This window comes from Paenibacillus sp. MMO-58 (assembly GCF_037146255.1).
Taxonomy (GTDB): Bacteria; Bacillota; Bacilli; order Paenibacillales; family Paenibacillaceae; genus Pristimantibacillus.
In genome coordinates this window covers 956,868-979,949 of the sequence record NZ_JBBCVY010000001.1, presented here as the reverse complement: position 1 = coordinate 979,949, position 23,082 = coordinate 956,868, and the positions used below count along the sequence as shown (strand labels likewise).

Annotated in this window: 22 protein-coding genes; 1 reads left to right on the top strand and 21 read right to left on the bottom strand. The window is 50.9% G+C overall.

Annotated features, from left to right (window positions below):
• Positions 1-54: 54 nt before the first annotated feature.
• Positions 55-2,034 (bottom strand): glycoside hydrolase family 127 protein, encoded by a 1,980-nt coding sequence (locus WFJ73_RS04575; protein WP_336771894.1) that lies wholly within the window; start codon positions 2,032-2,034, stop codon positions 55-57.
• A 137-nt stretch (positions 2,035-2,171) separates the two neighbouring features.
• Between WFJ73_RS04575 and WFJ73_RS04570 the strand changes: the two genes are divergently transcribed.
• Entirely contained in the window at positions 2,172-3,029 is an 858-nt protein-coding gene (locus WFJ73_RS04570; protein ID WP_336771893.1) for an AraC family transcriptional regulator, read from the top strand.
• Between the two features lie 67 nt (positions 3,030-3,096).
• Here the strand turns inward: WFJ73_RS04570 and WFJ73_RS04565 are convergent, their stop codons facing one another.
• The 20 genes from WFJ73_RS04565 to WFJ73_RS04470 all read right to left on the bottom strand — a co-directional run bounded on the left by WFJ73_RS04565 (position 3,097) and on the right by WFJ73_RS04470 (position 23,032).
• Positions 3,097-3,777, bottom strand: a complete 681-nt coding sequence (locus WFJ73_RS04565) for a DnaD domain-containing protein (RefSeq protein ID WP_336771892.1) — start codon at positions 3,775-3,777, stop codon at positions 3,097-3,099.
• Between the two features lie 39 nt (positions 3,778-3,816).
• Entirely contained in the window at positions 3,817-5,025 is a 1,209-nt protein-coding gene (locus WFJ73_RS04560) for an acetate/propionate family kinase (protein ID WP_336771891.1), read from the bottom strand.
• Positions 5,026-5,898, bottom strand: a complete 873-nt coding sequence (locus tag WFJ73_RS04555) for a 3-hydroxyacyl-CoA dehydrogenase family protein (protein WP_336771890.1) — start codon at positions 5,896-5,898, stop codon at positions 5,026-5,028.
• Positions 5,899-6,142: 244 nt separating this feature from the next.
• The gene (locus tag WFJ73_RS04550) at positions 6,143-7,642 is read right to left on the bottom strand and encodes an AAA family ATPase (RefSeq protein WP_336771889.1); all 1,500 of its coding nucleotides are present in this window, start codon (positions 7,640-7,642) and stop codon (positions 6,143-6,145) included.
• Positions 7,635-8,174 (bottom strand): hypothetical protein, encoded by a 540-nt coding sequence (locus tag WFJ73_RS04545; RefSeq protein WP_336771888.1) that lies wholly within the window; start codon positions 8,172-8,174, stop codon positions 7,635-7,637. Before WFJ73_RS04545 ends, WFJ73_RS04550 begins: the two co-directional genes overlap by 8 nt.
• A 134-nt stretch (positions 8,175-8,308) precedes the next feature.
• Complete coding sequence (locus WFJ73_RS04540; RefSeq protein WP_336771887.1) at positions 8,309-8,842, bottom strand: cell wall elongation regulator TseB-like domain-containing protein; 534 nt, start codon at positions 8,840-8,842, stop codon at positions 8,309-8,311.
• Positions 8,842-10,155: an amidohydrolase gene (locus WFJ73_RS04535; protein WP_442955917.1), complete on the bottom strand. Its 1,314-nt coding sequence runs from the start codon at positions 10,153-10,155 to the stop codon at positions 8,842-8,844. The genes WFJ73_RS04540 and WFJ73_RS04535 overlap by 1 nt, the downstream gene beginning before the upstream one ends.
• Positions 10,124-10,783: a redox-sensing transcriptional repressor Rex gene (locus WFJ73_RS04530; protein ID WP_127494080.1), complete on the bottom strand. Its 660-nt coding sequence runs from the start codon at positions 10,781-10,783 to the stop codon at positions 10,124-10,126. The genes WFJ73_RS04535 and WFJ73_RS04530 overlap by 32 nt, the downstream gene beginning before the upstream one ends.
• On the bottom strand, positions 10,780-13,641 hold the full coding sequence (gene dinG, locus WFJ73_RS04525; RefSeq protein ID WP_336771886.1) for an ATP-dependent DNA helicase DinG: 2,862 nt from the start codon (positions 13,639-13,641) through the stop codon (positions 10,780-10,782). Before dinG ends, WFJ73_RS04530 begins: the two co-directional genes overlap by 4 nt.
• Before the next feature lie 15 nt (positions 13,642-13,656).
• On the bottom strand, positions 13,657-14,499 hold the full coding sequence (locus WFJ73_RS04520; RefSeq protein WP_336771885.1) for a hypothetical protein: 843 nt from the start codon (positions 14,497-14,499) through the stop codon (positions 13,657-13,659).
• Between the two features lie 109 nt (positions 14,500-14,608).
• Positions 14,609-14,992 carry an aspartate 1-decarboxylase gene (gene panD, locus WFJ73_RS04515; protein WP_336771884.1) on the bottom strand — a complete coding sequence of 128 codons (384 nt, stop codon included), beginning with the start codon at positions 14,990-14,992 and terminating at the stop codon, positions 14,609-14,611.
• Complete coding sequence (gene panC / locus WFJ73_RS04510; RefSeq protein ID WP_336771883.1) at positions 14,985-15,878, bottom strand: pantoate--beta-alanine ligase; 894 nt, start codon at positions 15,876-15,878, stop codon at positions 14,985-14,987. Before panC ends, panD begins: the two co-directional genes overlap by 8 nt.
• On the bottom strand, positions 15,853-16,773 hold the full coding sequence (panB, locus tag WFJ73_RS04505) for a 3-methyl-2-oxobutanoate hydroxymethyltransferase (protein WP_336771882.1): 921 nt from the start codon (positions 16,771-16,773) through the stop codon (positions 15,853-15,855). Before panB ends, panC begins: the two co-directional genes overlap by 26 nt.
• Positions 16,774-17,019: 246 nt before the next feature.
• Positions 17,020-18,000 (bottom strand): biotin--[acetyl-CoA-carboxylase] ligase, encoded by a 981-nt coding sequence (locus WFJ73_RS04500; protein ID WP_336771881.1) that lies wholly within the window; start codon positions 17,998-18,000, stop codon positions 17,020-17,022.
• A 2-nt stretch (positions 18,001-18,002) separates the two neighbouring features.
• Complete coding sequence (locus WFJ73_RS04495; RefSeq protein ID WP_336771880.1) at positions 18,003-19,256, bottom strand: CCA tRNA nucleotidyltransferase; 1,254 nt, start codon at positions 19,254-19,256, stop codon at positions 18,003-18,005.
• Positions 19,257-19,280: 24 nt separating this feature from the next.
• Complete coding sequence (gene bshA / locus WFJ73_RS04490; protein WP_336771879.1) at positions 19,281-20,444, bottom strand: N-acetyl-alpha-D-glucosaminyl L-malate synthase BshA; 1,164 nt, start codon at positions 20,442-20,444, stop codon at positions 19,281-19,283.
• Positions 20,445-20,526: 82 nt separating this feature from the next.
• Positions 20,527-21,225, bottom strand: a complete 699-nt coding sequence (gene bshB1, locus WFJ73_RS04485; RefSeq protein ID WP_336771878.1) for a bacillithiol biosynthesis deacetylase BshB1 — start codon at positions 21,223-21,225, stop codon at positions 20,527-20,529.
• Positions 21,222-21,647: a methylglyoxal synthase gene (mgsA, locus tag WFJ73_RS04480; RefSeq protein ID WP_015844039.1), complete on the bottom strand. Its 426-nt coding sequence runs from the start codon at positions 21,645-21,647 to the stop codon at positions 21,222-21,224. Before mgsA ends, bshB1 begins: the two co-directional genes overlap by 4 nt.
• A gap of 35 nt (positions 21,648-21,682) precedes the next feature.
• Complete coding sequence (dapB, locus tag WFJ73_RS04475) at positions 21,683-22,486, bottom strand: 4-hydroxy-tetrahydrodipicolinate reductase (RefSeq protein WP_336772129.1); 804 nt, start codon at positions 22,484-22,486, stop codon at positions 21,683-21,685.
• Between the two features lie 3 nt (positions 22,487-22,489).
• Positions 22,490-23,032, bottom strand: a complete 543-nt coding sequence (locus WFJ73_RS04470; protein WP_336771877.1) for a tetratricopeptide repeat protein — start codon at positions 23,030-23,032, stop codon at positions 22,490-22,492.
• Positions 23,033-23,082 lie beyond the last annotated feature (50 nt).

Below are 23,082 nucleotides of genomic sequence, written 5' to 3'. Positions count from 1 at the left end.
AGTTATTTCCCATACAAAAAAAGAAAGCATACGACGATCGTATGCTCCCTCTTCCTATTTCAAAGCCCGCACCCAGACCGTCATCTCGCCTTTCTCGCGGTTGCCCCAGAGATAATACGGGACGGCCGTCAGCCGAACTTGCTTCGAAGCTTGTTGCTGCGTATACGGACGATACGGCGTATCCTCCTGCCAGGAATCCTGTTCATCCAGCTGCCCCTCGGCTTCTATGACGACCGCTCCGCCCATCAATTCATCATCAAAGCGGGAATGAAGCTCTCCGGCTGTAACAAGCGACATCGCCGCAAGCGGGCTTCCGTTATCCGTTTCTTCCAAGCAATAAACAAGCGGCCCGCGCTCAATGGCTACCTTGCCGGCATTTGCGCGAATTTGCGGGTGGGCAGCCGTCAATTGAGCTTCTAGTGCCGGCTCCCACTCCGCAACATCTCCTTGCTGCCAATTGCGATTAACGAGTGCGTAGCCATTCTCTACGGCATATTCAGCTGCCTGGCCATTAATATGCAGTACGGCCTTCCCTCTGCTCCAGGATGGAATCCGAAGGGCAAACGTAAACGGTGTTCCCGGAACTTCGGCAAACTCGAATCGGGTATACCCTTTCCACGGAAGCTGCGATTGCTGCTTTAAGGCAACGGAGCCTGCAGCGAGTTCAAAGCGCGCTTCGCTGCCGATAAACAAGTGGGTATAGATTGAATTGCTTGCGGCAGACACCGTATAGATATAGTCATTCAGGGAGCTTAGCAGACGCGCCACATTGGGAGGACAGCAGGAGCAGCCAAACCATTTCTGACGCTCGGCTTTCACATGATGGCGGCCCGGATTTTTCTCGGAGGCTTGCGGCCATACTTCAAGCGGATTGACGTAGAAGTAATGCTTGCCGTCCTGCGACATGCTGCCTACCACGTTGTTATACAATGCCCTCTCCAGAACATCGGCGTATTCGCTTTTTGCTTCCAGCTTCAGCATCCGCTGCGCAAAGAAGATCAGGCCGATAGAAGCGCAGGTCTCCGCGTATACCGTATCGTTCGGCAGATCATAGTCAAAGGAGAATGCCTCGCCATGATGCGTGGAGCCGATGCCGCCGGTAATATACATTTGTTTTCCGGTCATGTTGTTCCATAACCGCTCGCATGCTTCGAGAAGCTGCTTATCCCCGGTCAATCTGGCCAAATCCGCCATCGCGGTGTACATGTACACGGCACGAACCGAGTGACCAACCGCCGCTTCCTGCTCGCGTACCGGCTTATGCGCCTGATTGTACGCTAATTGCGGCACGGTTGGAATCGGACGTTTGCCTCCAGCCCATAAACTATAGCCGTCACGCTGCTTCCCTTCTTCCACCAGGAAATTCGGCTCCGCCCCGCGTTCGTCAATAAAGAACTGGGCCAGCTTCAAATAACGCTCTTCCCCTGTCGCCTGGTGCAGCTTTACCAGCGCAAGTTCAATCTCTTGATGGCCGTCATAGCCTCTCAGCTTGCCTTCCTCCGTGCCAAAGACCTCATCGATATGATCGGTGAACTTGCTCATGACGTCCAGCAGCTTGCGTTTTCCCGTAGCGTTATAATAGGCTACCGCCGCTTCCATCATATGGCCCGCGCAATACAGCTCATGGGCCTCATACAGATTGGTCCACTGCTTGCCCGGATCTTTTATCGTGAAATACGTGTTTAAATAGCCATTTTCATGCTGAGCCATCGCGATGAGATCAATCACTTCATCCGCGGTGCGCTCCAGCACGGCATCGGGATGATTCGCCAAGGAATAACCAACCGCCTCCAGCCACTTTGCCACGTCGCTATCCTGGAACACCATGCCGCCGTAAGGATGCTCCTCAAGTCCTGCCGCTACACGGAAATTACGAATGGCATAGCTTGGCTCCGCATCCGCGATCCGGTCGTTTAACGCTTCCCACTGATAAGGAATAACGGTCTCGCGAACCAGTCTCGTAAAGCGGTTCCAAAAAGCATCCTCAATATGTACCCTACTACTTCCCAGCTGTCCGTTAAGTTGCTTCGCCATGAACGTTCCTCCTGCTCGAATATAAAAGATTTGATTATTGCTGATTTCTAGTTTATTCTCGGAAAGACAAGGAAACTACAAGCAAAACGACCTTCTTTTTTATAAAATATAACACTGACAGGAGATGGGCTAACCGCATGACTTACGTATCCCTGCAGCTTCCTCCTATGCCATACTACATCGCAATCGGCCAGACCGTGTATAAGCCCGGCGAACAACATCCTAACCGCCGCAACCTTGGCTTGTTTGATCTCCTGTGGGTAACGAAGGGCACCTTATTTATCGGGGAAGAAGACAAGCAGTGGGAAGTCAAAGCCGGTGAGGCGCTGCTGCTTCTGCCGGACCGCTATCATTATTCGACTAAGCCTTGCGACAGCGATACGTCGTTTTATTGGATTCATTTCGACTTCAAAGGGGAATGGAAGGAGTATACAGCGGATACTTCTTCCCCACCTATGCCCTTGCGACAGGTTTGGGAAAACCCGTACTTTATTCAGATCCCCCAGTATGCGGCGCCGCCTGAATTCCCCCTTGCCGAGCGGCATCTCGGTCAGCTTTTAACTTATTCAAGCGAGCATCAACGTGGCGTTTATTGGCAGGAGCATCAGCTCTTTATCGAGCTTCTTGGCTTACTGGAGGAACGAAGGGATCGCGAGAGCACGGATTCCCCGGCCATGAAGCTCGCCAGCAAGACGGAAGCCTATATCCGGCAGCATTATCAATCGGAGCTGACCAACGCGGCGCTCGCAGAAGCGCTTCATTTTCATCCCAATTACATTGTCAGATGCATGAAAGAAATCTATCACTGCTCTCCCATGGACTATTTGCACCAATACCGGCTGGAACAAGCCAAGCTGCTGCTCGTAAAGACCGAATGGTCCATCGCGGTTATCGCCGATAAGACGGGCTTCCGCCATGCGCCGTACTTCTCCAATTGCTTTCGGGCATACACGGGCACATCACCGTTGAAATACAGGAAGCAATTCTCGCGATAACGGAATGAAAAAAGCCTTATGCTCCCCCATTGGGAAGTATAAGGCTTTTGTAAAATCGCTATAAGTGCTATCCTCGTGGTCCACGGAACTTCTGGGAATGGGCTCTTGCTTCATCCACGTTCGTTACCCGGTTTCGGCCCCACTCGATCAGAATCCGGTCGATATAACGGAAATTCAGCTTGCCTGCAAAGACGGCTTCCTTCAAGGCAAACCGGATTAGCTCATCCGCGTAACGGTCCTGATCCAGCCATCCGGATATCGTCTCGCATTCCATCGGCGATAACAGACGTCCGAATTCCTGCTCGAATACCGAGAAAATGTTGCCCGGATCCGTTACACGCTTCACGGTGCGCCGCTCCGCTCTCCGTGTCTCCCGCTTCTCTTCAGCCGCCCATTCGGCAGCCTTGAGAAGCCATCCGCTCCAATTATATTGCTCGGATTGAATTCCGGTCACCGGATCAATCCGCTCGTCGATGGTCAAGAAACCTTCTTTCATCAGACGGCCAATCGTTTGCTCGATGTTTCTCGTCGTTGAGCCGGTACGTTCCGCCAGCTGCTCCATTGTCGGGAACTCGATCCCTTCCGATTCTCCGAACAGCATCAGCTGCAACAGCAGCATGGCTTCCGTATCGGATAAATTCAATTGGCGGTAAGACCGTAGAAGCAGTGCGGATACATGCACTCCCCCTTCATTCATGACGGCCGCCATCCCACGCGAATAGGCCTTCCACATGTCCTCATTGCTCATGCAATCGATCCCTCCGCTACCTTAACTACAACTATTCGATTAGTTCGACTCGCCTTTCACAATCGCGTACGTGTCGCGGGCGATTAGCAATTCCTCGTTTGTAGGAACCACCAGCACCTTCACGCGCGAAGCATCCGTCGAAATCTCGCGGACTTCCTTGCTGCGGATATTGTTGCGTTCTTCGTCAAGCTCAACGCCCAAGAACGAGATGCCTTCGCATACCGCCTTGCGCAGAACGTTCGAGTTCTCGCCAACCCCTGCCGTAAACAGGATAACGTCAACCCCATTCATCGCTGCCGCATAAGCTCCGATATATTTGCGGACGCGGTACGTATACATATCAAAGGCCAGCTTGGCATTGGCGTCGCCTTCGTCCATTGCCTCTACGATTTCGCGCATATCGCTGCTGATGCCGGAGATCGCAAGCATGCCGCTGTGCTTATTCAGCATCGAATTCACTTCGCTTAGCGTCAGTTCTTCTTTGTTCATAACATACGGCACGATGGCCGGGTCCAGGTCACCGCTGCGCGTACCCATCATCAAGCCCTCCAGCGGCGTCATCCCCATGCTGGTGTCAAACGACTTGCCGTCCAAAATGGCCGTTGCGCTTGCCCCGTTGCCGATATGGCAGGAGATCATCTTCAGCGACTCCAGCGGCTTGCCAAGGTACTTGGCAGCCTTCCGGCTGACATATTGATGCGATGTTCCGTGGAAGCCGTAACGACGCACTTTATGGCGGCGGTACAACACTCTAGGAATAGGATATAAGTAGGAAGTATTAGGCATGGTCTGATGGAAGGCGGTATCGAATACGACCACCTGCGGAACATTAGGCATATTCGCTTCTACCGCATTGATGCCCATCATATGTGCCGGATTATGCAGCGGAGCTAGATCAAACAGCTTTTTGATTTCCTGCTTTACTTCAGCCGTTACAAGGGCCGAGCTCTTGAACACTTCGCCGCCGTGCACGATCCTGTGCCCAACAGCGTCGATCTCTCCCATCGAAGCAACTACGCCATGCTCGGGATGCGTCAGCATGTCGATGACTTTTTTAACCGCCGTGATGTGGTCAAGAATCTCGCTTACTTGCGTCACGTCCGGCTTGCCTGGAGGTTCATGGGTCACGATCGACGAATCCATGCCGATTCTCTCTACGCGTCCGCTCGCAAGCACCGACTCATTCTCCATACTGTAAAGCTGATATTTCAGCGAAGAGCTTCCTGCATTGATTACGAGTACTTTCATCTAGATACGGTCCCCATCCTTGTCATATTTGAAAAATCCGACGCCCGACTTCACGCCGAGATGTCCTCCTCGCACCATCTTCTTGAGGACGATAGACGGACGATATTTCAACTCCCCGTACTCGCGGAACATCCGGTCAAGGGCAGCAAGGACGGAGTCCAGGCCAAAGCGGTCAGCCATCTCGAAAGGTCCGTTCTGGAACGAATAGCCGATACGCATCGCATTATCGATATCCTCGGCCGAAGCGACGCCTTCCTCGAGAACATGCAGCGCTTCATTAATGAATAGGCAGATCAGACGCGTTGTTACAAAGCCTGGCGACTCGAACACCATGATGCCTTTTTTCTGAATAACCTCATCCACAAATTCCTTCGTTGCGTCAAACGTGGCATCGGAGGTTTTCAAGCCGCGGACAATTTCAACCAGATCGATCTTGGATACCGGATAAATAAAGTGAAGGCCGATCACGCGCTCCGGATGGACGGTTACGCTTGCCAGCTCGGTTAAGCTAAGCGTGGAGGTATTGCTTGCAATAATAACGTTATCGTCGCAAATCTCGTCAAGCTTCTTGAATACCCGTTTTTTGCTTTCCAAATCCTCGGTGATGGATTCGATAACCAGCTCGCAGGTAGTCAAGTCTTCATAGTTCTTGCATGTATGGATACGATTCAGAATCAGTTTTTTCTCAGCCTGCGTCAGAGCCCATTTCTCAATCTGCTTATCCAGGTTGAGCTCGATCATCTGCATACCGTATGTTAAGCGTTCCTCCGAGCTTTCGATTACATACACATCCAGCCCTTTAGATGCGAGCATTTCCGCAATTCCTTGCCCCATTGTACCGGCGCCTATAACGCCAACTTTTTTAATTGCCATAATTCTGTAAGTTCTCTCCTCGTATGTTTTTCTCTCTTTTTAAGTATTATTGAGAACAATTCTCTCTACCTCGCATCCATTATACCCTTTTTTAGACAAAGAATGAAGGCAGAAGGATGAACGGATCTTGAACACCTCATGAACAACCGATGAACGATATATGCGCTTTTCGATTTTGTTGTCTTTACACCAAAAAATGAACGGCAGCTTATCATGAACTGCCGTTCATTGTGGTATACCACTATTATGCGCTTTGGGACAACTGGCTCAGAAGAGCGCGGAAATCATCGCCGCCAAGCGTTTCTTCCTTGATCAAAACATCCAGGGACTGAACAAATACTTCGCGTTTTGCTTCCAGCATCGCTTTTGTCTTGCCCATCAGCTCATCCAGAATGGAACGGGTAATGTTTGCCCATTTATCCGGCGTCATCATGTTGGCGTCAATGATACCAAGCTCGGTAAGTCCCGATTCCACCATCGTGCGAACGATGTTCATCGCCTGATCGAAGTCGCCTCGGGAGCCGGTGCTGCGTCCGCCGTAGAAAATCTCCTCGGCAGCGGCGCCGCCAAGCGCGATCATAATCTGGCTTTCCAAGAACTCTTTCGTGTACAGGTAGCGGTCCTGCTGCGGATTATGACGCACATAACCAAGCGCTTGACCACGCGGCGACAAAGCCACCTGCGATACGCTGCCCGGCCGAACGAGCTCTGCAGATATAGCATGACCAAGTTCATGCAGGGCAACACGTTCACGCTCTTCAGCCGTAGCCTCGCGGTCCGTTTTCTCGCCCATCATCACTTTATCGATGGCCATCGCTAGATGCTGCTCCATAATAGTCCCGCTCTGCTCGCGCATCGCGTAGATCGCGCCTTCATTCATAACGCTCTCCAGCTGGGCACCGGAGAAACCAAACGATTCGGATGCGATTCGTTCCAGATCGACAGACTGATCAAGCGGTTTGTTGGCCGCATGCAGACGCAAGATATGAAGGCGTCCTTTCTTGTCCGGCAGATCAACGCCGATATGGCGGTCGAAACGGCCCGGACGGAGAAGCGCGCTGTCCAGCATCTCCTTGCGGTTCGTTGCGGCAATAATAAGGATACGCGGAGCCTCGTCGGAATGAATGCCGTCCATTTCGGTAAGCAGCTGGTTCAGCGTCTGATCGTATTCCCGATGCTGCCCGCCGTCCCGCTTGCCTCCGATAACATCGATTTCGTCAATAAAGATAACGGCGCTTTTCTTGCCTGCTTTTCTTGCTTTCTCTCGAGCTTCTTTGAACAAGTCGCGGATACGTCCCGCACCTACGCCCACATACATCTCGACGAATTCACTGCCCGATGCAGCCAGGTAGATGGAATCCGTATAATGGGCAGCTGCCTTCGCAAGCAGCGTCTTACCAGTGCCCGGAGGGCCTGTAAGAAGAATCCCTTTCATCGGGCGGATGCCAAGCTTCGCAATCTCGTCTTGTTTAACCAGGAAGTCCAAAGCTTCCGTAAGCTCTTGCTTGGCTCTGTCTTGACCGCCAATCTGATCAAAACTGATGGATACCGCGTGAATCTGCTTGCTGCGCTTTGACCCCGGCAGAGCGGTCATACGTCCTTTGCCTCCGCGCGATGTAAACCAGACCCCTCCCGCCAAACAGGCAAGAAGCAAGACAGGAACAATATTAACTCCTCTGAAAGCAAGGAAAACAACAGTCATTAGCACAAAACCTGCCGTAATTTCAATCCAATACTTACGCATTAGCCGACACCTCCAGCATTGCAGGAGTACGTGGAAGCACTACATACTTCGTCGAGTTACCATCCTTCAGCGTAATATACACATTGTTATCGTCAAGCGCGGTTTCGTATTTAATGCCCGCATGATCTGCGGTTGCTTTCTGAAGAGCATTCGGAATTTCCGAATAGTTTTTCTTTTCCATCGCTTCGGCAACATTAAACAGTACCGAAGACCACACCTTCTCTAATTGCTCGCTTGGCGCTTGATTCGCAATATCTAGCGATAGTTCGCGGTTGCCAATCGCCTCTTTGCCTTCTTTGGAAATGGATTCATAGACGTCTTTCAAATTCGCATCCGGCTTAAGAGTTACCTGCACCGAAACGCGGTCTTGATCTATAGTAGGGGCATTCGCCGAAGCGATGCCTTCAATTTGTCCGATAGACTTCTGAAAAGGAGAAACAACGGCAAACTGCTTATATAACATCCATCCACCGAATAGCAGCAAGGCTGTAGCTACAGCGGAAAGCACGAAAGGGACAATACGAAGTTTCATAGTTGGTTTCCTCCTCTAAATCTGTTATATAGCAACACTAACGTATATCAACTCTGCCATACGAAAGTATATCATATAACGACATCAAAGAGGCGGTGTAAAAACAGGAAGCGGAGCCAGCCGCTTAATTGCGGCTAGCTCGCTGTTTTGGCAGGAAGATGATATTCGGTCACATACGTACCGCTGCGGAAATCATAGAAATCGTAGCTGTATTTCTCGGGATTCTTGCCTTGCGAATAGAACACTTCCCAAACAAGCTGCCCGTTTAAAGTTCCCGGCTGAATGCGTTTAATCGCCGCATCCGGTTTCTTCTGCAAGACGGCTTGCTTAATCACAGCCGTATCTGTTGCTTCGGAGGCTTTAACCGTTTGAACGGCTTTGTCAGGACCAATCAACCATACGTAAATTTCTTCATTCGCGTCATTCTCGCCCTTCACGATCCACGATGTCGTATCCCAAACCTGCTTCGTGATGGATGATACCTCGGTCAGACCGGCTGCTTCCTTTGCCTCTTTCCGAATCGGATTCTCCGAATTCCAGAACGGCTGCTGAATCGTATTATAGTACATAATGACTACCGCGATTACAGCAACCAGGGCAACAAGGAAAACAGCCAGCCAGCGCTTCGGACTCATCACCGACTGACGTTTTCTTGTAGTCGCTCTCATTATGCGTTAAGCAGCCGTTCAAAGCTGGCCTGCGCTTCAAAGCGGATTTTTTCCTCGTCCATCATCGTGCATTCGCCGTTATGAACAACCTTCTTGCCGTCTACCCATACATGCTTAACGTCCCTGCCGGATCCGGAATAAACAAGGTGGGATACGATATCCGTAAGCGGATAGTAATGAGGCTGATCCAGATCAATCGCGATAAAATCGGCCTTCATTCCCGCCGCGAGCTGTCCGATGCTGTCTTCCTGCCAGATCGAACGTGCCCCGTAGACCGTTCCCATGCGCAAAGCTTCCATCGCCGGAATAACTGTCGGATCTCCGGATATTCCTTTATGCAGCAACGCCGCAAATTTAATTTCTTTGAATAGGTCCAGGTTGTTATTGCTTGCTACGCTGTCCGTACCAAGCGACACTGTTACCCCTGCGCGGAGAAGCTCAGGGACGCGGGCTACGCCGCTCGCCAGCTTGAGATTGCTGACAGGGTTATGGGATACGGCAACATTGCGTTCAGCAAGCAGGGCAATCTCTTCATCGTTCAGATGCACGGCATGCGCAACAAGCGCCGGACGAGAGAAGAAACCAAGCTTATCCAGATGTTCGACCGGACGGGAGCCGTAATCGCGGACATTTTGCTCCACTTCGGCAAGCGTCTCGGACATATGGGTATGAACCGGCAGATCGTAATCATGGGCTGCCTGTACAAACTTCTCAATATAATCGGGAGGGCAAGTGTATGGAGCATGCGGAGAGATCAACGTTGTGATCCGGCCATCCGCCTTACCGTTCCAGTCACGGGCAAAAGCGATCGCTTCCTTCAGCTTCGCCTGTTGAATCTCCTCCGAGCATAATCCGATTACGCCGCGGGTCAAAGCGCCACGGATCCCCGATTGCTCCACCATTTGCGCAACCTGGTCCATCCGATCGTACATATCAACAAAAGCAGTCGTTCCCGTCTTCAGCATCTCTACAATCGCAAGCGCGCTGCCTGCACGCGTATCCTGGTCGACGTATTTGGCTTCCATCGGCCACATCTTCTGCTCCAGCCATACCTGCAGATTCTGATCGTCCGAATAACCGCGAAGCAGCGACATGGCAGCATGGCCATGAGTATTAATAAGTCCCGGCATAAATGCCAGCTTGCTGCCGTCAACACGCTCAACCTGCTCATCCAGTCCTGTTGGAGCCTCCGCTCCGATATATGTAATTTGGTTGTCCGTAACGACCATATGGCCGCGGAAAACCTCATTAGCATCGTTCATTGTTACAAACAATCCGTTCTCAATCCACAACTGCGCCATTCTCCTGCTCATTCCTTTCCTTCTCCAAATAATAAGCCAAGCTCAGCAACTCTCTCGTAAAGTCCGCGTGGTGAATGCGGATATGCTCGGGCAAACGCAAAATCGCCGGAGCAAAATTCAGGATACCCTCGATCCCGGCCTCCACGAATTGATTAGCCACGTTTTGCGCTTCCGGCCCCGGAACCGTAATAATGCCAATCCGGATATTGTTCTCCTGAACGGTTTCCTTCAGCTTATCCATCGGCAGGATGGTCAAATTGTTGATCATCGTGCCAATCTTGTTCTGATGATCATCGAAGACCGCGACAATTTTCATGTTGTCCTTGGAGTACTTATTGTAATTGCACAAGGCATGTCCGAGATTGCCGGCGCCAACTAGCGCAACGTTAATCCGCTGGTCGAGCTTCAGAATCTGCTGAATTTTCTCGATCAGGTAAGAGACGTCGTACCCGATGCCTTTACGGCCGAAATCCCCGAAATAGGCAAGATCCTTTCGGATTTGAGCTGGATTAAGATCCAGCTTGAGTCCTAGCTCCTGCGACGAAACCGTCTGCACTTCACGGTTGTACAATTCGTTCAGCACCTGCAGGTAGATGGGAAGCCGTCTCACAACGGCCTCCGAAATTTTCGCCTGCTTCACCCGATTTCCTCCTCTTCCGTTTGCAGCCATTCACGCATCCGCGGTACCATCTGGTCGATATGCATCGTTTCGATCTTTGGACCAGGCAGCGAATAGAGGAAGTGCTTGCCGTAATACGTATCAATGACGCGCGTGTCGTAGATAATAACAATTCCTTTGTCCTTCGCCGTGCGTACAAGTCTTCCGAAGCCTTGCTTAAAGCGGATAACCGCTTGCGGAATCGACAGCTTCATGAAAGGATTCTGCTTCTGCTTCTGCAAGAGCTCCGACTTCGCTTCGACAAGCGGATGATTCGGCGGCTGGAACGGGAGGCGGACGATAGCCAGACAAGTCAGAGCTTCGCCCGGAATGTCTACCCCTTCCCAGAAGCTGCTTGTGCCAAGCAGAACCGTCTCCGGCTGCTGGGTAAAACGTCTTGTCAGCTTCGTCCGGTTGCCGCTGTCAATGCCTTGGCCAAGCACTTGAATGCCGGAACCCGCCAAAGCTTCCTTAAGCGGTTCGTAGACCTGCTTCAGCATCCGGTAAGAAGTGAACAGCACAAGCATGCGGCCTTTTGTCTCAACTGCTGAGTCCGCAAGCGAGCTTACCAGCATGGAGATGAATTGAGGGTCGCCTGCCGAGCCCTTAAGAGTAGGGAAATTACGCGGGATAATAACCAGAGCTTGTTCCCGGTAATTAAAGGGCGACGGAAGCTGCACGGTCTTCAGCCGGTTATTGTCTTCAAAGCCTTCCAATCCAAGCTGCTCTTCCGCATATTGGAACGATTTATGAACGGACAAGGTAGCGGATGTAAGAATAATGCTGTCCTTCACGTCGAAGAAATATTGTTGAAGCTGCTTGCTTACGTCGACCGGCACCGCGTACAAATGAACGGAACGGTAACGGTATGTCGTGCTTGCCTCAATCCAATAGACTTCCGAATTCTGCTCCATCTTAAGGAACGTGCGGAGATCATCCTTTACCCGGGTCAAATCGCGGACTACGCCGTTCAAATCCGTAATCAAGCCCTGAATCGATTGATCATCAAGACGGTCCTTGATATCCGATGCCATCTTGTCAACCGTCTTTACAACGCGGCTTAGCTCGGTATGCACATTGTTCTCAATCGTCAGAACGTCGTCCCAGCCCTTTGGCGGGGTATCGCTGCGCAAACGGCATACGGCCTGACCGTTATCATTGCCGGCCTCTCCCGACTCTCCCACAAAGGCATACAGCAGCTCAAACAGCTTATCCCAATGCTCCTTTACGTCCTGGAACACGGGAATAACCGTATCGATCGTCTCCGTCCATGCCTGAACCCGCTCGTCATCCTCCTGTTGAAGTCGAAGTCTAAGCGCCGGAAGCAGACCGGAACGGGCATCTTTAAACAGCCTTGTTGTCTGATGCGTCAAGGAGAAATAGTTTAATTGCATGCCAAGATGCTTGCCCGCTACTTCTTCCACGTGATGTGCTTCATCAATAATCAGGTGGCTGTAGCTTGGCAACAGACGGTGATCCGCTTGAACATCCGTAAACAGCATGGAATGATTCGTAATGCATACATCGGCAATATTTGATTCATGCTTGGCGCGATGGTAATAGCAGCGCTTAAACCACGGACATTGACGGTTAAGGCAAGAGTCCGCGTCGCTTGCTACGGTAGACCAGAAATCGGCGCCTTTATTGCCGAAATTCAGCTCCTCTTGATCGCCGGTTTCCGTTTCGCTGAGCCAAACGACCATTTGCGATGCCGTAATGGCATCGTCAATGGGAGCAACTAGATCCTTCGCATTGATTTTACTTTCAAATTTCCGCAGGCACAAATAATTGCCCCTGCCTTTGAAGATCGAAGCACGGAAATCAAAAGGTAAAATCTCGCGAAGCAGCGGTACATCCCGCTGACGAAGCTGTTCCTGCAGATTGATCGTATGAGTGCTGACCACGATTTTGCTTTCCTGTTGAATGCCGTAATAGAGCGCCGGAATCAGATAGCCAAGTGATTTGCCTGTGCCCGTTCCCGCTTCAATCAGCAGATGGCGGTCATTGCACAAGGAATCGTAAACCTCGCGGAACATCGTTGTTTGCGCTTCACGCTCTTCGTAATTCGGATACTTCTCCATAAACCGCTGCCGGATACCGTCCAAATATTGCTCGAAGGACACATCCTTAAGCGGATCCTCCTCATGATCGGCGCGGGCGGGCTGTTCATCTGTCCATTCCCCGGCTTTGAGCGCAAATTGGTTGAAATATTGGAAAGCATTCATATCGATAGAGGTATGAAGCTCGGCATATTTCAACGTCTCGGCCATAAACCAGCTCAGATCGCTTCCGTTGTCTAAAAGAAAGGATAGCCGCTGCAATGTAAGCAGCGGCAACTGTCTGAGCTTTTGTACGGATTGAGCGAATAATTCGGCTGTCGCTATCGCGTCGCTGTCGGCCCGGTGATGCTGATCATGAGCAATGCCGAACAGCTCGGTTACGGCGCCCAGCTGATACGTCGTTATCGACGGGTACAAAATTCTTAGCAGCTCAATCGTATCCAGCCGCCGTCCGATAAACGGATGGTAGCCGCAACGGTCAAGAGCCTGATTCAAAAATCCGGCGTCGAAGTTAACGTTATGAGCGACCAGCACGGCATCCTCCAGATGAGGGATGAGCTGCAGAAGCACCTCATCCAATTCTGGAGCATCCGCCACCGTAGCGGCGTCGATCCCGGTCAGCTGCGTAATAAATGCCGGAATTTCTATTGTAGGGCGTACAAAGGAACTATAGGTTTCAACGATTTCGAGGTTATCGTTCAGCACGGCCAAACCAACCTGCAAGATATCGTCGCTGACGCTATGTCCTGTCGTTTCCAGATCCAATACTGCGAATTTCATTACGTTTCTATCCCCTCATAAGCAGCAAAGCTCGGTACTGCCGAAAAATAAGGATAATTGCTGCGGCGTTTCTTTACAACATTTCAAATTGTTTAACGGGTCCTTGAAGCTCGGGCAGGTTTCGTATGCCTTCAGGAAAAATTGCTCCGCCTGCTCTAAATTCATGTAAATCGCTTGAATGCACCCAAGGGCATTATAGCCTAAAGCACGCCACTTCGGATAGTCCGTTAATGAAACCAGCAATTGGAAATGCCGCTGCGCCTCACTCCAATTTTGCAGATGCATATGCGTCATTGCCAGATAAAGCCGGGCTAGATTACATTCCGGAAGATAAGAAACCGCGGACTGAAAATGATCGGCAGCGTCGGAAAACATAAATAATTTATAATACCCTTGCCCCTTCGAGATCATCATCGCGTACTCGTACGGTACTTCCATATCGAGCTCCGCATTGTAAGCATCCTCGGCCGATACCGGTTCATGTTTCTCTGCCTGCTTGGCAGAATGCATAGCCTGCGGCGGCGCAGTTGGCTTCTTGGATGGTAACGGCGTAGCCGATTCTGCTGCCGGCGACGGCTTAGCAGGAGGCTCGCCAAGCTCCGTACTGCTCTCCATCGCCAGCATAGGCGGCGGGATCATTTGCGTCACAGTGCTATCCAAGGCTGCTGCATGCTGTTCCACAAAATAAGAAAACTTTTCTTCGAAATCAATCCAATGCTCGACAAGGGAATCGCTCATTTTCTTAAGCATCACAAGCTGCTCATCGAATTGGGCTTTCTGCTCGCCGCTTGCGGTTGGATAGGCTTCAATCAGATGATCCAGTATTTCATTCATGGCTTCGAACATTTGTTGGAACATTACGCATCCCGCCTTCACCAAAGAATTGAGGAGTGTTATGCTCATTCTTTGTTTCGGGGGTGCTTTTCATACCCCATGCCATTCGTTACATAGCGCTGGAACCGGAGCTTTACAAAACCGTTGCGTGAATTTCCTCGGACAAGCTTTTCAGCGGACGGTTATCGCTGTCCAGAATCGTTACAATCGGCTTGTGAACGCGCGCTTCTTCGTTGGACATGGACGCATAAGAAATAATAATGACCTGATCTCCCGGCTGAACCTGGCGCGCCGCCGCTCCGTTCAGGCAGATAACGCCAGAGCCGCGTTTACCCGTAATGACATACGTTTCAAAACGCGCGCCGTTGTTGTTATTTACGATTTGCACTTTTTCATTTTCCCAGATATCGGCCGCATCCATTAAATCCTCGTCAATGGTAATGCTGCCGACATAGTTCAGGTTCGCTTCCGTGACGGTTGCCCGGTGCAGCTTCGATTTCATCATCGTTCTATACATGATCATTCACCTCGGTAATTGGTACGAATAAGGCATTGTCAATCAGGCGCGTAGAGCCAAATTTGACGGCAAGCGCCAAAATAAATTTACCGCTCTGGGAAGCAATTGGCTCATTCCAAGCCGGCAGCTCCAGAGAAGGATAAGTCAGCCATTCCACGTAGTCAATGTCAGCTTGGCTTGCTTCGTTGATTTTCGCTTTTACCCTTGCAAGCAGTTCCTCGGGAGTTATCCCTTTCTCGTTCATCCATTGTTTCGCAAGCGTCAGCGATTGGGATAAGACGACTGCCTGCTGGCGCTGTTCCGCCGACAAATAGACATTGCGCGAGCTGAGCGCAAGACCGTCCGGCTCCCTTACAATCGTACATGGCACGATCTCAACCGGAATGTTCAGATCATCCGTCATTTGCTGAATAACGGCAAGCTGCTGGGCATCCTTCATTCCGAAGTACGCCCGGTCGGGCTGAACCAGATTAAACAGCTTGCTGACGACAAGACCCACCCCGTCGAAATGCCCCGGTCTGGAGGCGCCGCACAGACGGTCTGTCAGTTGGCTTATTATTACCGAAGTGCGCGGCGTCGAAGGGTACATCTCCTTTACATCCGGCATAAAGACGATATCGATGCCGTTCTCCTTCGCAAGCGCAAGATCCCTTGCCTCATCGCGCGGATAACGATCGAAGTCTTCGTTAGGACCGAACTGCATCGGGTTAACAAAAATGGATAAGACTGAAGCGGTATTCTCGGACACCGATTGGCGCATCAGACTTGCATGGCCTTCATGCAGGAATCCCATTGTTGGCACTAAACCGATTGTAGCATTGTCGTTAGTTTTTTTTATTGAAATGAGTTCGTTTTTTAGTTCAGCTATGGTTCGACACAAAATCACGCTTGGGAGACTCCTCTCTGCTTGCCTGACTGTTGTTTGTATTTGTAGCTTCTCCTGCTCCATACAGATGATTGATCGCTGCCGGCTTGGCGCCAAACGTATGCTCTTCAGCCGGGAAGGCTCCCGCTTTCACTTCATTCACATAGCTGCTAATGGCGCTCCGGATCGTGGAGCCGATATCCGCATAGGTTTTGACCATTTTTTTCTCGATATAAGGAGATGAGTACTGCAAAATATCATGATACACGAGAACCTGGCCATCGCAGCCGCGGCCTGCTCCGATCCCTATCGTTGGAATCGTCAGTTCTTTGCTGATCGCTTCCGCAATTGGCTCTGTGACAAGTTCAAGCACAATCGCAAATGCTCCCGCAGCCTCGAGCGCCTTGGCATCCTCCATCAGCTTCTGAGCTTCCTTGTCCAGCTTGCCCTGCACTTTGTAGCCGCCAAGCTGGTGCACCGATTGCGGCGTCAGTCCGATATGCCCCATCACCGGAATGCCTGCTTTGACAAGCGCTTCGACCTCAGACGCTATCTCCGTTCCGCCCTCCAGCTTAAGCGCCTGGGCTCCGCCCTCCTGCATGAGACGGGCTGCATTGCGGAGAGTTGTTTCCCGGCCGATGCCATAAGTCATAAACGGCATGTCGGTTACGATAAAGGTGTTCTTCGCACCGCGCGCAACGGCGCGTGTATGATAAATCATATCGTCGAGCGTGACCGGTATCGTGGTGTCATAACCAAGTACAACGTTACCCAGCGAATCGCCGACCAGAATAACATCCAGTCCGGCCTCCTCTGCCAGTACGGCAGACGGATAATCGTAAGCGGTCAGCATCGAGATTGGATTTTTGTCCTGCTTCATCTTCTTGAGGTTGGTAATCGTCAAACGTTTCCTCATTACGCTTCATCCCCTTTTAAGTTTTAGGATAAACACAAAAAAACCTTTTAGCCGCTGCTAAAAAGGTTCCCGAACGAAAAAGGAAACGTATGCTAAATAATTGCTTCCTTCTGTCTCGGTCCCTACGGCTCAGAGCAGAGTGTGCCTTGCTTGCTTACAACATCTATTACCCTTTGCAGTGCAGCTCTTACCAGATACCGCCTGCTTCCTTTATAGTAGCAAAAAAAGGCGTGCCCGTAAACGCCTTTAGCGTACGGGCTCGCCCATTTCGGCGGAGAACACGACAACCGTGCTTCCGTCGTCCTTGCGAACGGTTAATGCACCGCTTGCGTCGAGGCCAATCGGCACGCCGTCGATTGTTCCTTGCGGGGTGATCAGTCGCGCCGGCCGGTTAAGGGATACCGATAGCGCTTCCCAAAGGGTAATAATCGGCGCGAATCCTTTGTCCAAATAGAGGTTGTATAACTGCTCCCACTCCTGCAAGAAATCGGATATAACCGTAATACGGTCAAAACCTTCTCCACCATTAGCAATACGAAGGGATGTAACCTTCTCGAGGATTTCCTCCGGATAATCCGTTTTCTCCAAATTTACGCTGATGCCGATTCCGGCAATTACATAACGGAGACGTTCCTCTTCCGCAGTGGATTCCAGCAAAATACCGCTAATCTTCTTACCTTCGATCAGCAGGTCATTCGGCCATTTGATCCCAATAGGCAGCGAAGTGATTCGCCGCAAGCTCCGGCATAAGGCTACCGCTGTAAGAAGCGTCAGCTGAGGGGCAAAATGAATCGGCACGGACGGACGGAGCACCATGCTCATCCAAATGCCCTTCCCTTGCGGCGATACCCATCCGCGCCCCATTCGGCCGCGTCCGTTATGCTGCTGCTCCGCGATAACAAGCGTCCCTTCAGGCGCACCTTCTTCCGCCAGCTTTTGTGCCAGATTTTGAGTAGAGTCAACCGCTTCATGCCACTCAATCGAGCTGCCGAACACCTTGGACTTCAATTCGCTTATCAGCTTAGGTACTGACAAGGTATCCGGCGGTGACACCAGTTTATAGCCAAGCCGTCTGGACGCTTCGAAGACATAGCCGAGCGATTCCAGCTTCTTGATCTGCTTCCATACGGCTGTCCGGCTGACGCCAAGCTCATGGCTGATCATTTCTCCCGAAACGTACGCGCCGGGATTTTGTTCAAACAATTCAAGCAATCGGTTAGTTGACATCGTTATCGGTCCTCGGTATTCCATATTTGAGCTTGCTTAAGTAATAAATCCTTCTCGTTTGGCAGCTTATCCAGCGCAACCTCTAGCAGGAGCCGCTTAAGCAGCTGTCCTGTCCAAGTTCCAGGTACTCTCCGCAGTCCTTCCGCAAGCTGTTTGCCATTCAGCTTCAGTTGCTTTAACGTCATGGCGGGCATTTCGTCCAGCCATTTACCAAACAAATGAGTCTGATCATGAAGATGATGCTTTTGATTCCAAGCGACGATCGAAAGCCATCTGCGAGATGCTTCTTCCCCATATTGGAGGACAGCGCTTGTCCAGACAAGCCGCAATTCGGACTCCATATTCTGCTTTTTCATAGCGAATTGCACGGATAGAACGGACAGTATGTCGTTCATCTTCTGCGTAGGCAGCCGAAGCGCCTTTAAGGTTTCTTCCGCATCGTGGAACGTGATCCCTCCTGCCATTAGAAGCGCGGCGTAACGGGTATTCGGGTCAGCAAGCTTGTCTAAACCGCTATAAAGGGTGTCGTCTTGTGCAAGCTTATTTGCTGCAGGCAGGACCGTACCCGTGTAGCTTAGCAATTTACTAGCTGAGAGAAGATGCAATGCCTTTCCTGGATGAGCTCCGCCAATCATGCGGTCTAATTCGGCTTGTACCCGCTCCATTGCAATATATCCAAGCAGCTCACGATGCTTGATAAGCGCTCTCCAGGTAGTGTGAGCAATCGCGAACTCAAACTGCGAGGCAAACCTGATCGTCCGCAGCATTCTTAGCGCATCCTCCTGGAACCTGGCATCCGCATCGCCTACGCAGCGCACCGTTCTTTTATTGAGATCATCCAATCCGCAAAATGGATCGTACAATACTCCGGCTGCATTCATCGCCATTGCGTTTATGGTTAAATCACGGCGCAGCAAATCGCCGTCCAAGCGGTCGATGAACTCGACCTGCAATGGGCGGCGATGCTTCTCGTATTCCGATTCCGTACGGAAGGTCGTCACTTCGTAAGAGCCGCCATCATGCAGAACAGTCACCGTCCCGTGCTGCAGCCCAGTGGGAATGCAGCGCGGAAAAATCGACATCACCTGCTCGGGTCTGGCCGAAGTTGCAATATCAACATCCTTAATCGGCAGTCCCATTGCGGTATCTCTTACGCAGCCTCCGACAAATACCGCTTCAAAGCCCTGCTGAACAAGCGCTTCAAGCACAGGTAATGCCTGCAGCATGAGGTTTGGCAAAGCGAAGCGTATTTCCATTCGATACGGCACTTCCTTCCTGTATTATGCCTCACATACCGGCATAGGCAAATCGGCTTCCATTCCGAGAACCCGATAATAAATTTGTTCGTATTGCGTGGTAATCACATCATTGCAGAATTCGTTGCGCGCACGGAACAAGCAGGCTTCCTTAAACGACTGATGAAGCTTCTCGTCCTTGAGCAATTGAGTGGCGTAAGCGGCCATTCCTTCAACATCCCCGATTGGGCACAAATAACCGGTCTCGCCATGCGTGACGAGCTCAGGGATGCCTCCGGCATTAGAACCAACGGTCGGTACGCCGCATGCCATCGCCTCTAGCGCAACAAGGCCGAAACTCTCCTTCTCCGAAGGCAAAAGCAATAGATCGGCCATCGAAATAACCTGTGCGACGTCTTCTTGTTTGCCGAGGAAATGGACACGGTCTTCCAGACCCATTTGGCGGATTTTGCATTGGATTTTGGACAATTCCGGACCTTCGCCAACAAGCAGCAGCTTAGCAGTAATTTGAGACGACACGCGCTCAAAAACATCCACAACGTCACTAACTCTTTTCACGGGACGGAAATTCGAAATATGCATAAGTATTTTTTCATGCGGCTGCGCGTAATCTGCCCGCAGAGATGCAGCTTCGCGCGGATAATAAACACGTTTGTCTACGAAATTGTATGTCAGATCAATCGGACGCGTAATATCCAGGAGCTGTCTTGTTTCGTTAATGAGGTCCTGCGATACGGCCGTCACCGCATCGCTTTCGTTAATGGCCAGACGGATCAAATCCTTAAGCGATTCATCCTGAGCAAGCACGGTAATGTCCGTGCCATGCAGCGTCGTAACGGTTTTGAAGCCGTCGCCAAGCATTTGTTTGGCCAGATGCGCGCATACGGCATGCGGAACCGCGTAATGCACGTGAAGAAGATCCAGCTTCTCCATTTTGGCTACTTGGGCCATTTTGCTTGCTAGCGATAAATCATACGGCGGATAACGAAATACGTAATAATCGTTAACTTCAACTTCATGGAAAAAGATGTTTTTATGAAATTTCCCAAGACGGAACGGTATGCTATGGGTAATAAAATGAATTTCATGGCCGCGTTCGGCCATCAACTTGCCAAGCTCCGTAGCTACTACGCCGGAACCGCCCAGGGTAGGATAACACGTGATTCCGATTTTTAATTTACGTGCCATATCGTAAGTCCACCCTCTCGTGTAACATGCTGATATTCTATATATTCGACATCATTTTGATTATGAGATTTTTTTATCTTTGTTAAAACCACTCGATGGCATGCGGGCGTTTGATGGCAAAGCCCTCCGCATATTTCCAGCCTCTATTCTGGCCAAGCAGACTATCCCGTGCCTCAACCCGCTCGACGTAACGATCCGTAAGAGGAGTCGCCACTCGGTCTTCACCGGGTGCAGCCGTTTGGAATTGAGATTGGTAAGCCATCAAAGATTGTCTCTTCTGGTCGTAAAAGTCCGATACGTTAACCATTAGCGAGACATTATCGACATCGTTTATGTAATAATAGATGAATTGTTCCACCTGTACGGCCGGCAGCTCCGGCATATACCGGCGAAGCTTTGCGTTAAATACGGCCTCTTCAACCAGCTTGCTGCAGGCGATATGATCCGGATGGCGGTCCACCCAATACGGGGCGAATACGATACGCGGACGGGAACGGCGAATTTCAGCAACAATCGCATCGATGTGCGGCTTGTTGATTTCGAGTCCGCGGTCCGGCAATCCAAGGTTGGTACGGGAATATAAACCAAGCACCGAGGAAGCCACGGAAGCTTCCTGCTTCCTTAGCTCCACGGTGCCGTTTGAAGACATTTCCGCTTCGGTTAAATCACAGATGCCTACCCGTTTCCCGGCAGCCGTATACTTCGCAATCGTACCGCCCATTCCGATCTCCGCATCATCCGCATGCGCGCCAAAGACGAGAATATCTAACGGGTCGCTCATGGTGCATCCACACCCGGCTTATATTTGTGTACAAGCTCACGCCATGCGAAGTCGCCGCGTGCCAGCGCACGGACAAGCAGCTCCGCGGTAGCTACGTTAGTTGCAACCGGAATGCCTTGTACGTCGCAAAGACGGAGCAAAGCGATAATGTCCGGCTCGTGAGGCTGTGCCATTAACGGATCCCGAAGGAAAATAATGAGATCCATCTCGTTTTGGGCAACCATAGCGCCAATCTGCTGGTCTCCGCCAAGCGGACCGGACATAAAGCGTTGGATCTGCAAATTCGTTTTCTCCATAATGCGGGTACCCGTTGTACCGGTAGAATATAATTCATGCGGCGCAAAGACACTCTCATAGGCGGTTACAAAGTTAACCATCTCTTCTTTTTTACGGTCATGCGCGATAAAGGAAATTTTCAACATCCTATAATCCCCACTCTTTCTAGGCTGTATATAGATTAGTCCATCAAATGTTCAAAGCCATAAATCAAACCGCTGTAGTCCATCACTTTCTTAACCGCTACGTTAACGCCAGGCATATAACCGGCACGGTCATAGGAATCATGACGGATCTTCAACGTTTGGCCATAACCGCCAAACACGACTTCTTGCTGTGCAAATACGCCTGGAAGTCTAACGCTATGTATACGGAAGCCGTTATAATAGCCGCCACGCGCGCCTTCAATGACTTCTTCCTCATTCGGGTTGCCTTGACGAAGCTCCTGGCGAACTTGAGAGATCAATTCTGCCGTTTTGATCGAAGTGCCCGACGGGGCATCCAGCTTTTGATCACCGTGATATTCGATAATTTCAACATGCGGCATATATTTGGATGCTTCCGCAGCGAATTTCATCATCAGAATGGCGCCAATCGAGAAGTTTGGAGCAATAAGCCCGCCAATTCCTTTTTCCTGGCAAAGCTTGTCCAGCTCTTCGATTTGTTCCGGCGTAAAACCGGTTGTGCCCATGATGGGACGGACGCCATGCTCAATCGCAACTTTGGTATGTTGATAAGCAAGCGCCGGCACGGTGAAATCAACCATAACATCTGCCTTTGCATGGCTTAAAGCTTCCTCGATCGTTGCGCTAACGGTAACTCCCGTATTCGCTTTGCCCGCAAATACGCCTGCGTCCACAGGACCTGCTGAAGGAGCGACGGCAGCAACGAGCTCGAGCGCCTCGTCCTCCAGCACCATTTTCACAACTTCACGGCCCATTCGGCCGCTTGCTCCGATTACTGCTACCTTAATTGCCACCAAGATCACCTATTCCTTCTGTTGTTGTTTGCCCATCACCCGTTTGCGCAGCATTCTGCGCTTCCGATTCACATCAGCGAATAAGCGGCGCGCCGCGGAATGACCGGGATCTAATCTGATTGCTTCCCTGGCGTTTATAACGGAATCCTCGAACCGCCCCATCTCCGAGTAGGTTAACGCAAGCAAATAAAACGCCTCGAAGCTAAGCGGATCCAGATCTGCAGCCTGCTGCAGCAAAGGTATTGCATCCGTATACTGCGATGGCTCTTCAGCTAGTTTTTGCTCCGCCGCAGCCACGAGTAGTCTCGATTCAATCGTTTGTAAATGGTATTGATATTCGGGATGATTTCCATCAAGCTCTACTGCTTGCTTCGCATATTGATGCGCCTTGGTCCATTTCCCGCTTCTGGCGCATGAAACCGCGCATATATGTTGATAGCTCGCATTTAGAGGTTCTGCCGCTATCGCTTGCTCGAACCAATAAATCGCTTGTTCAAAATCACTGTTAAGAATAAACTCATACGCCTTCTTCACGAAGCTTTCCCCGTCCATCTGCCCATCCTCCTTGTACACAGGTTGATGGTACAGCATATGTAAAGGTG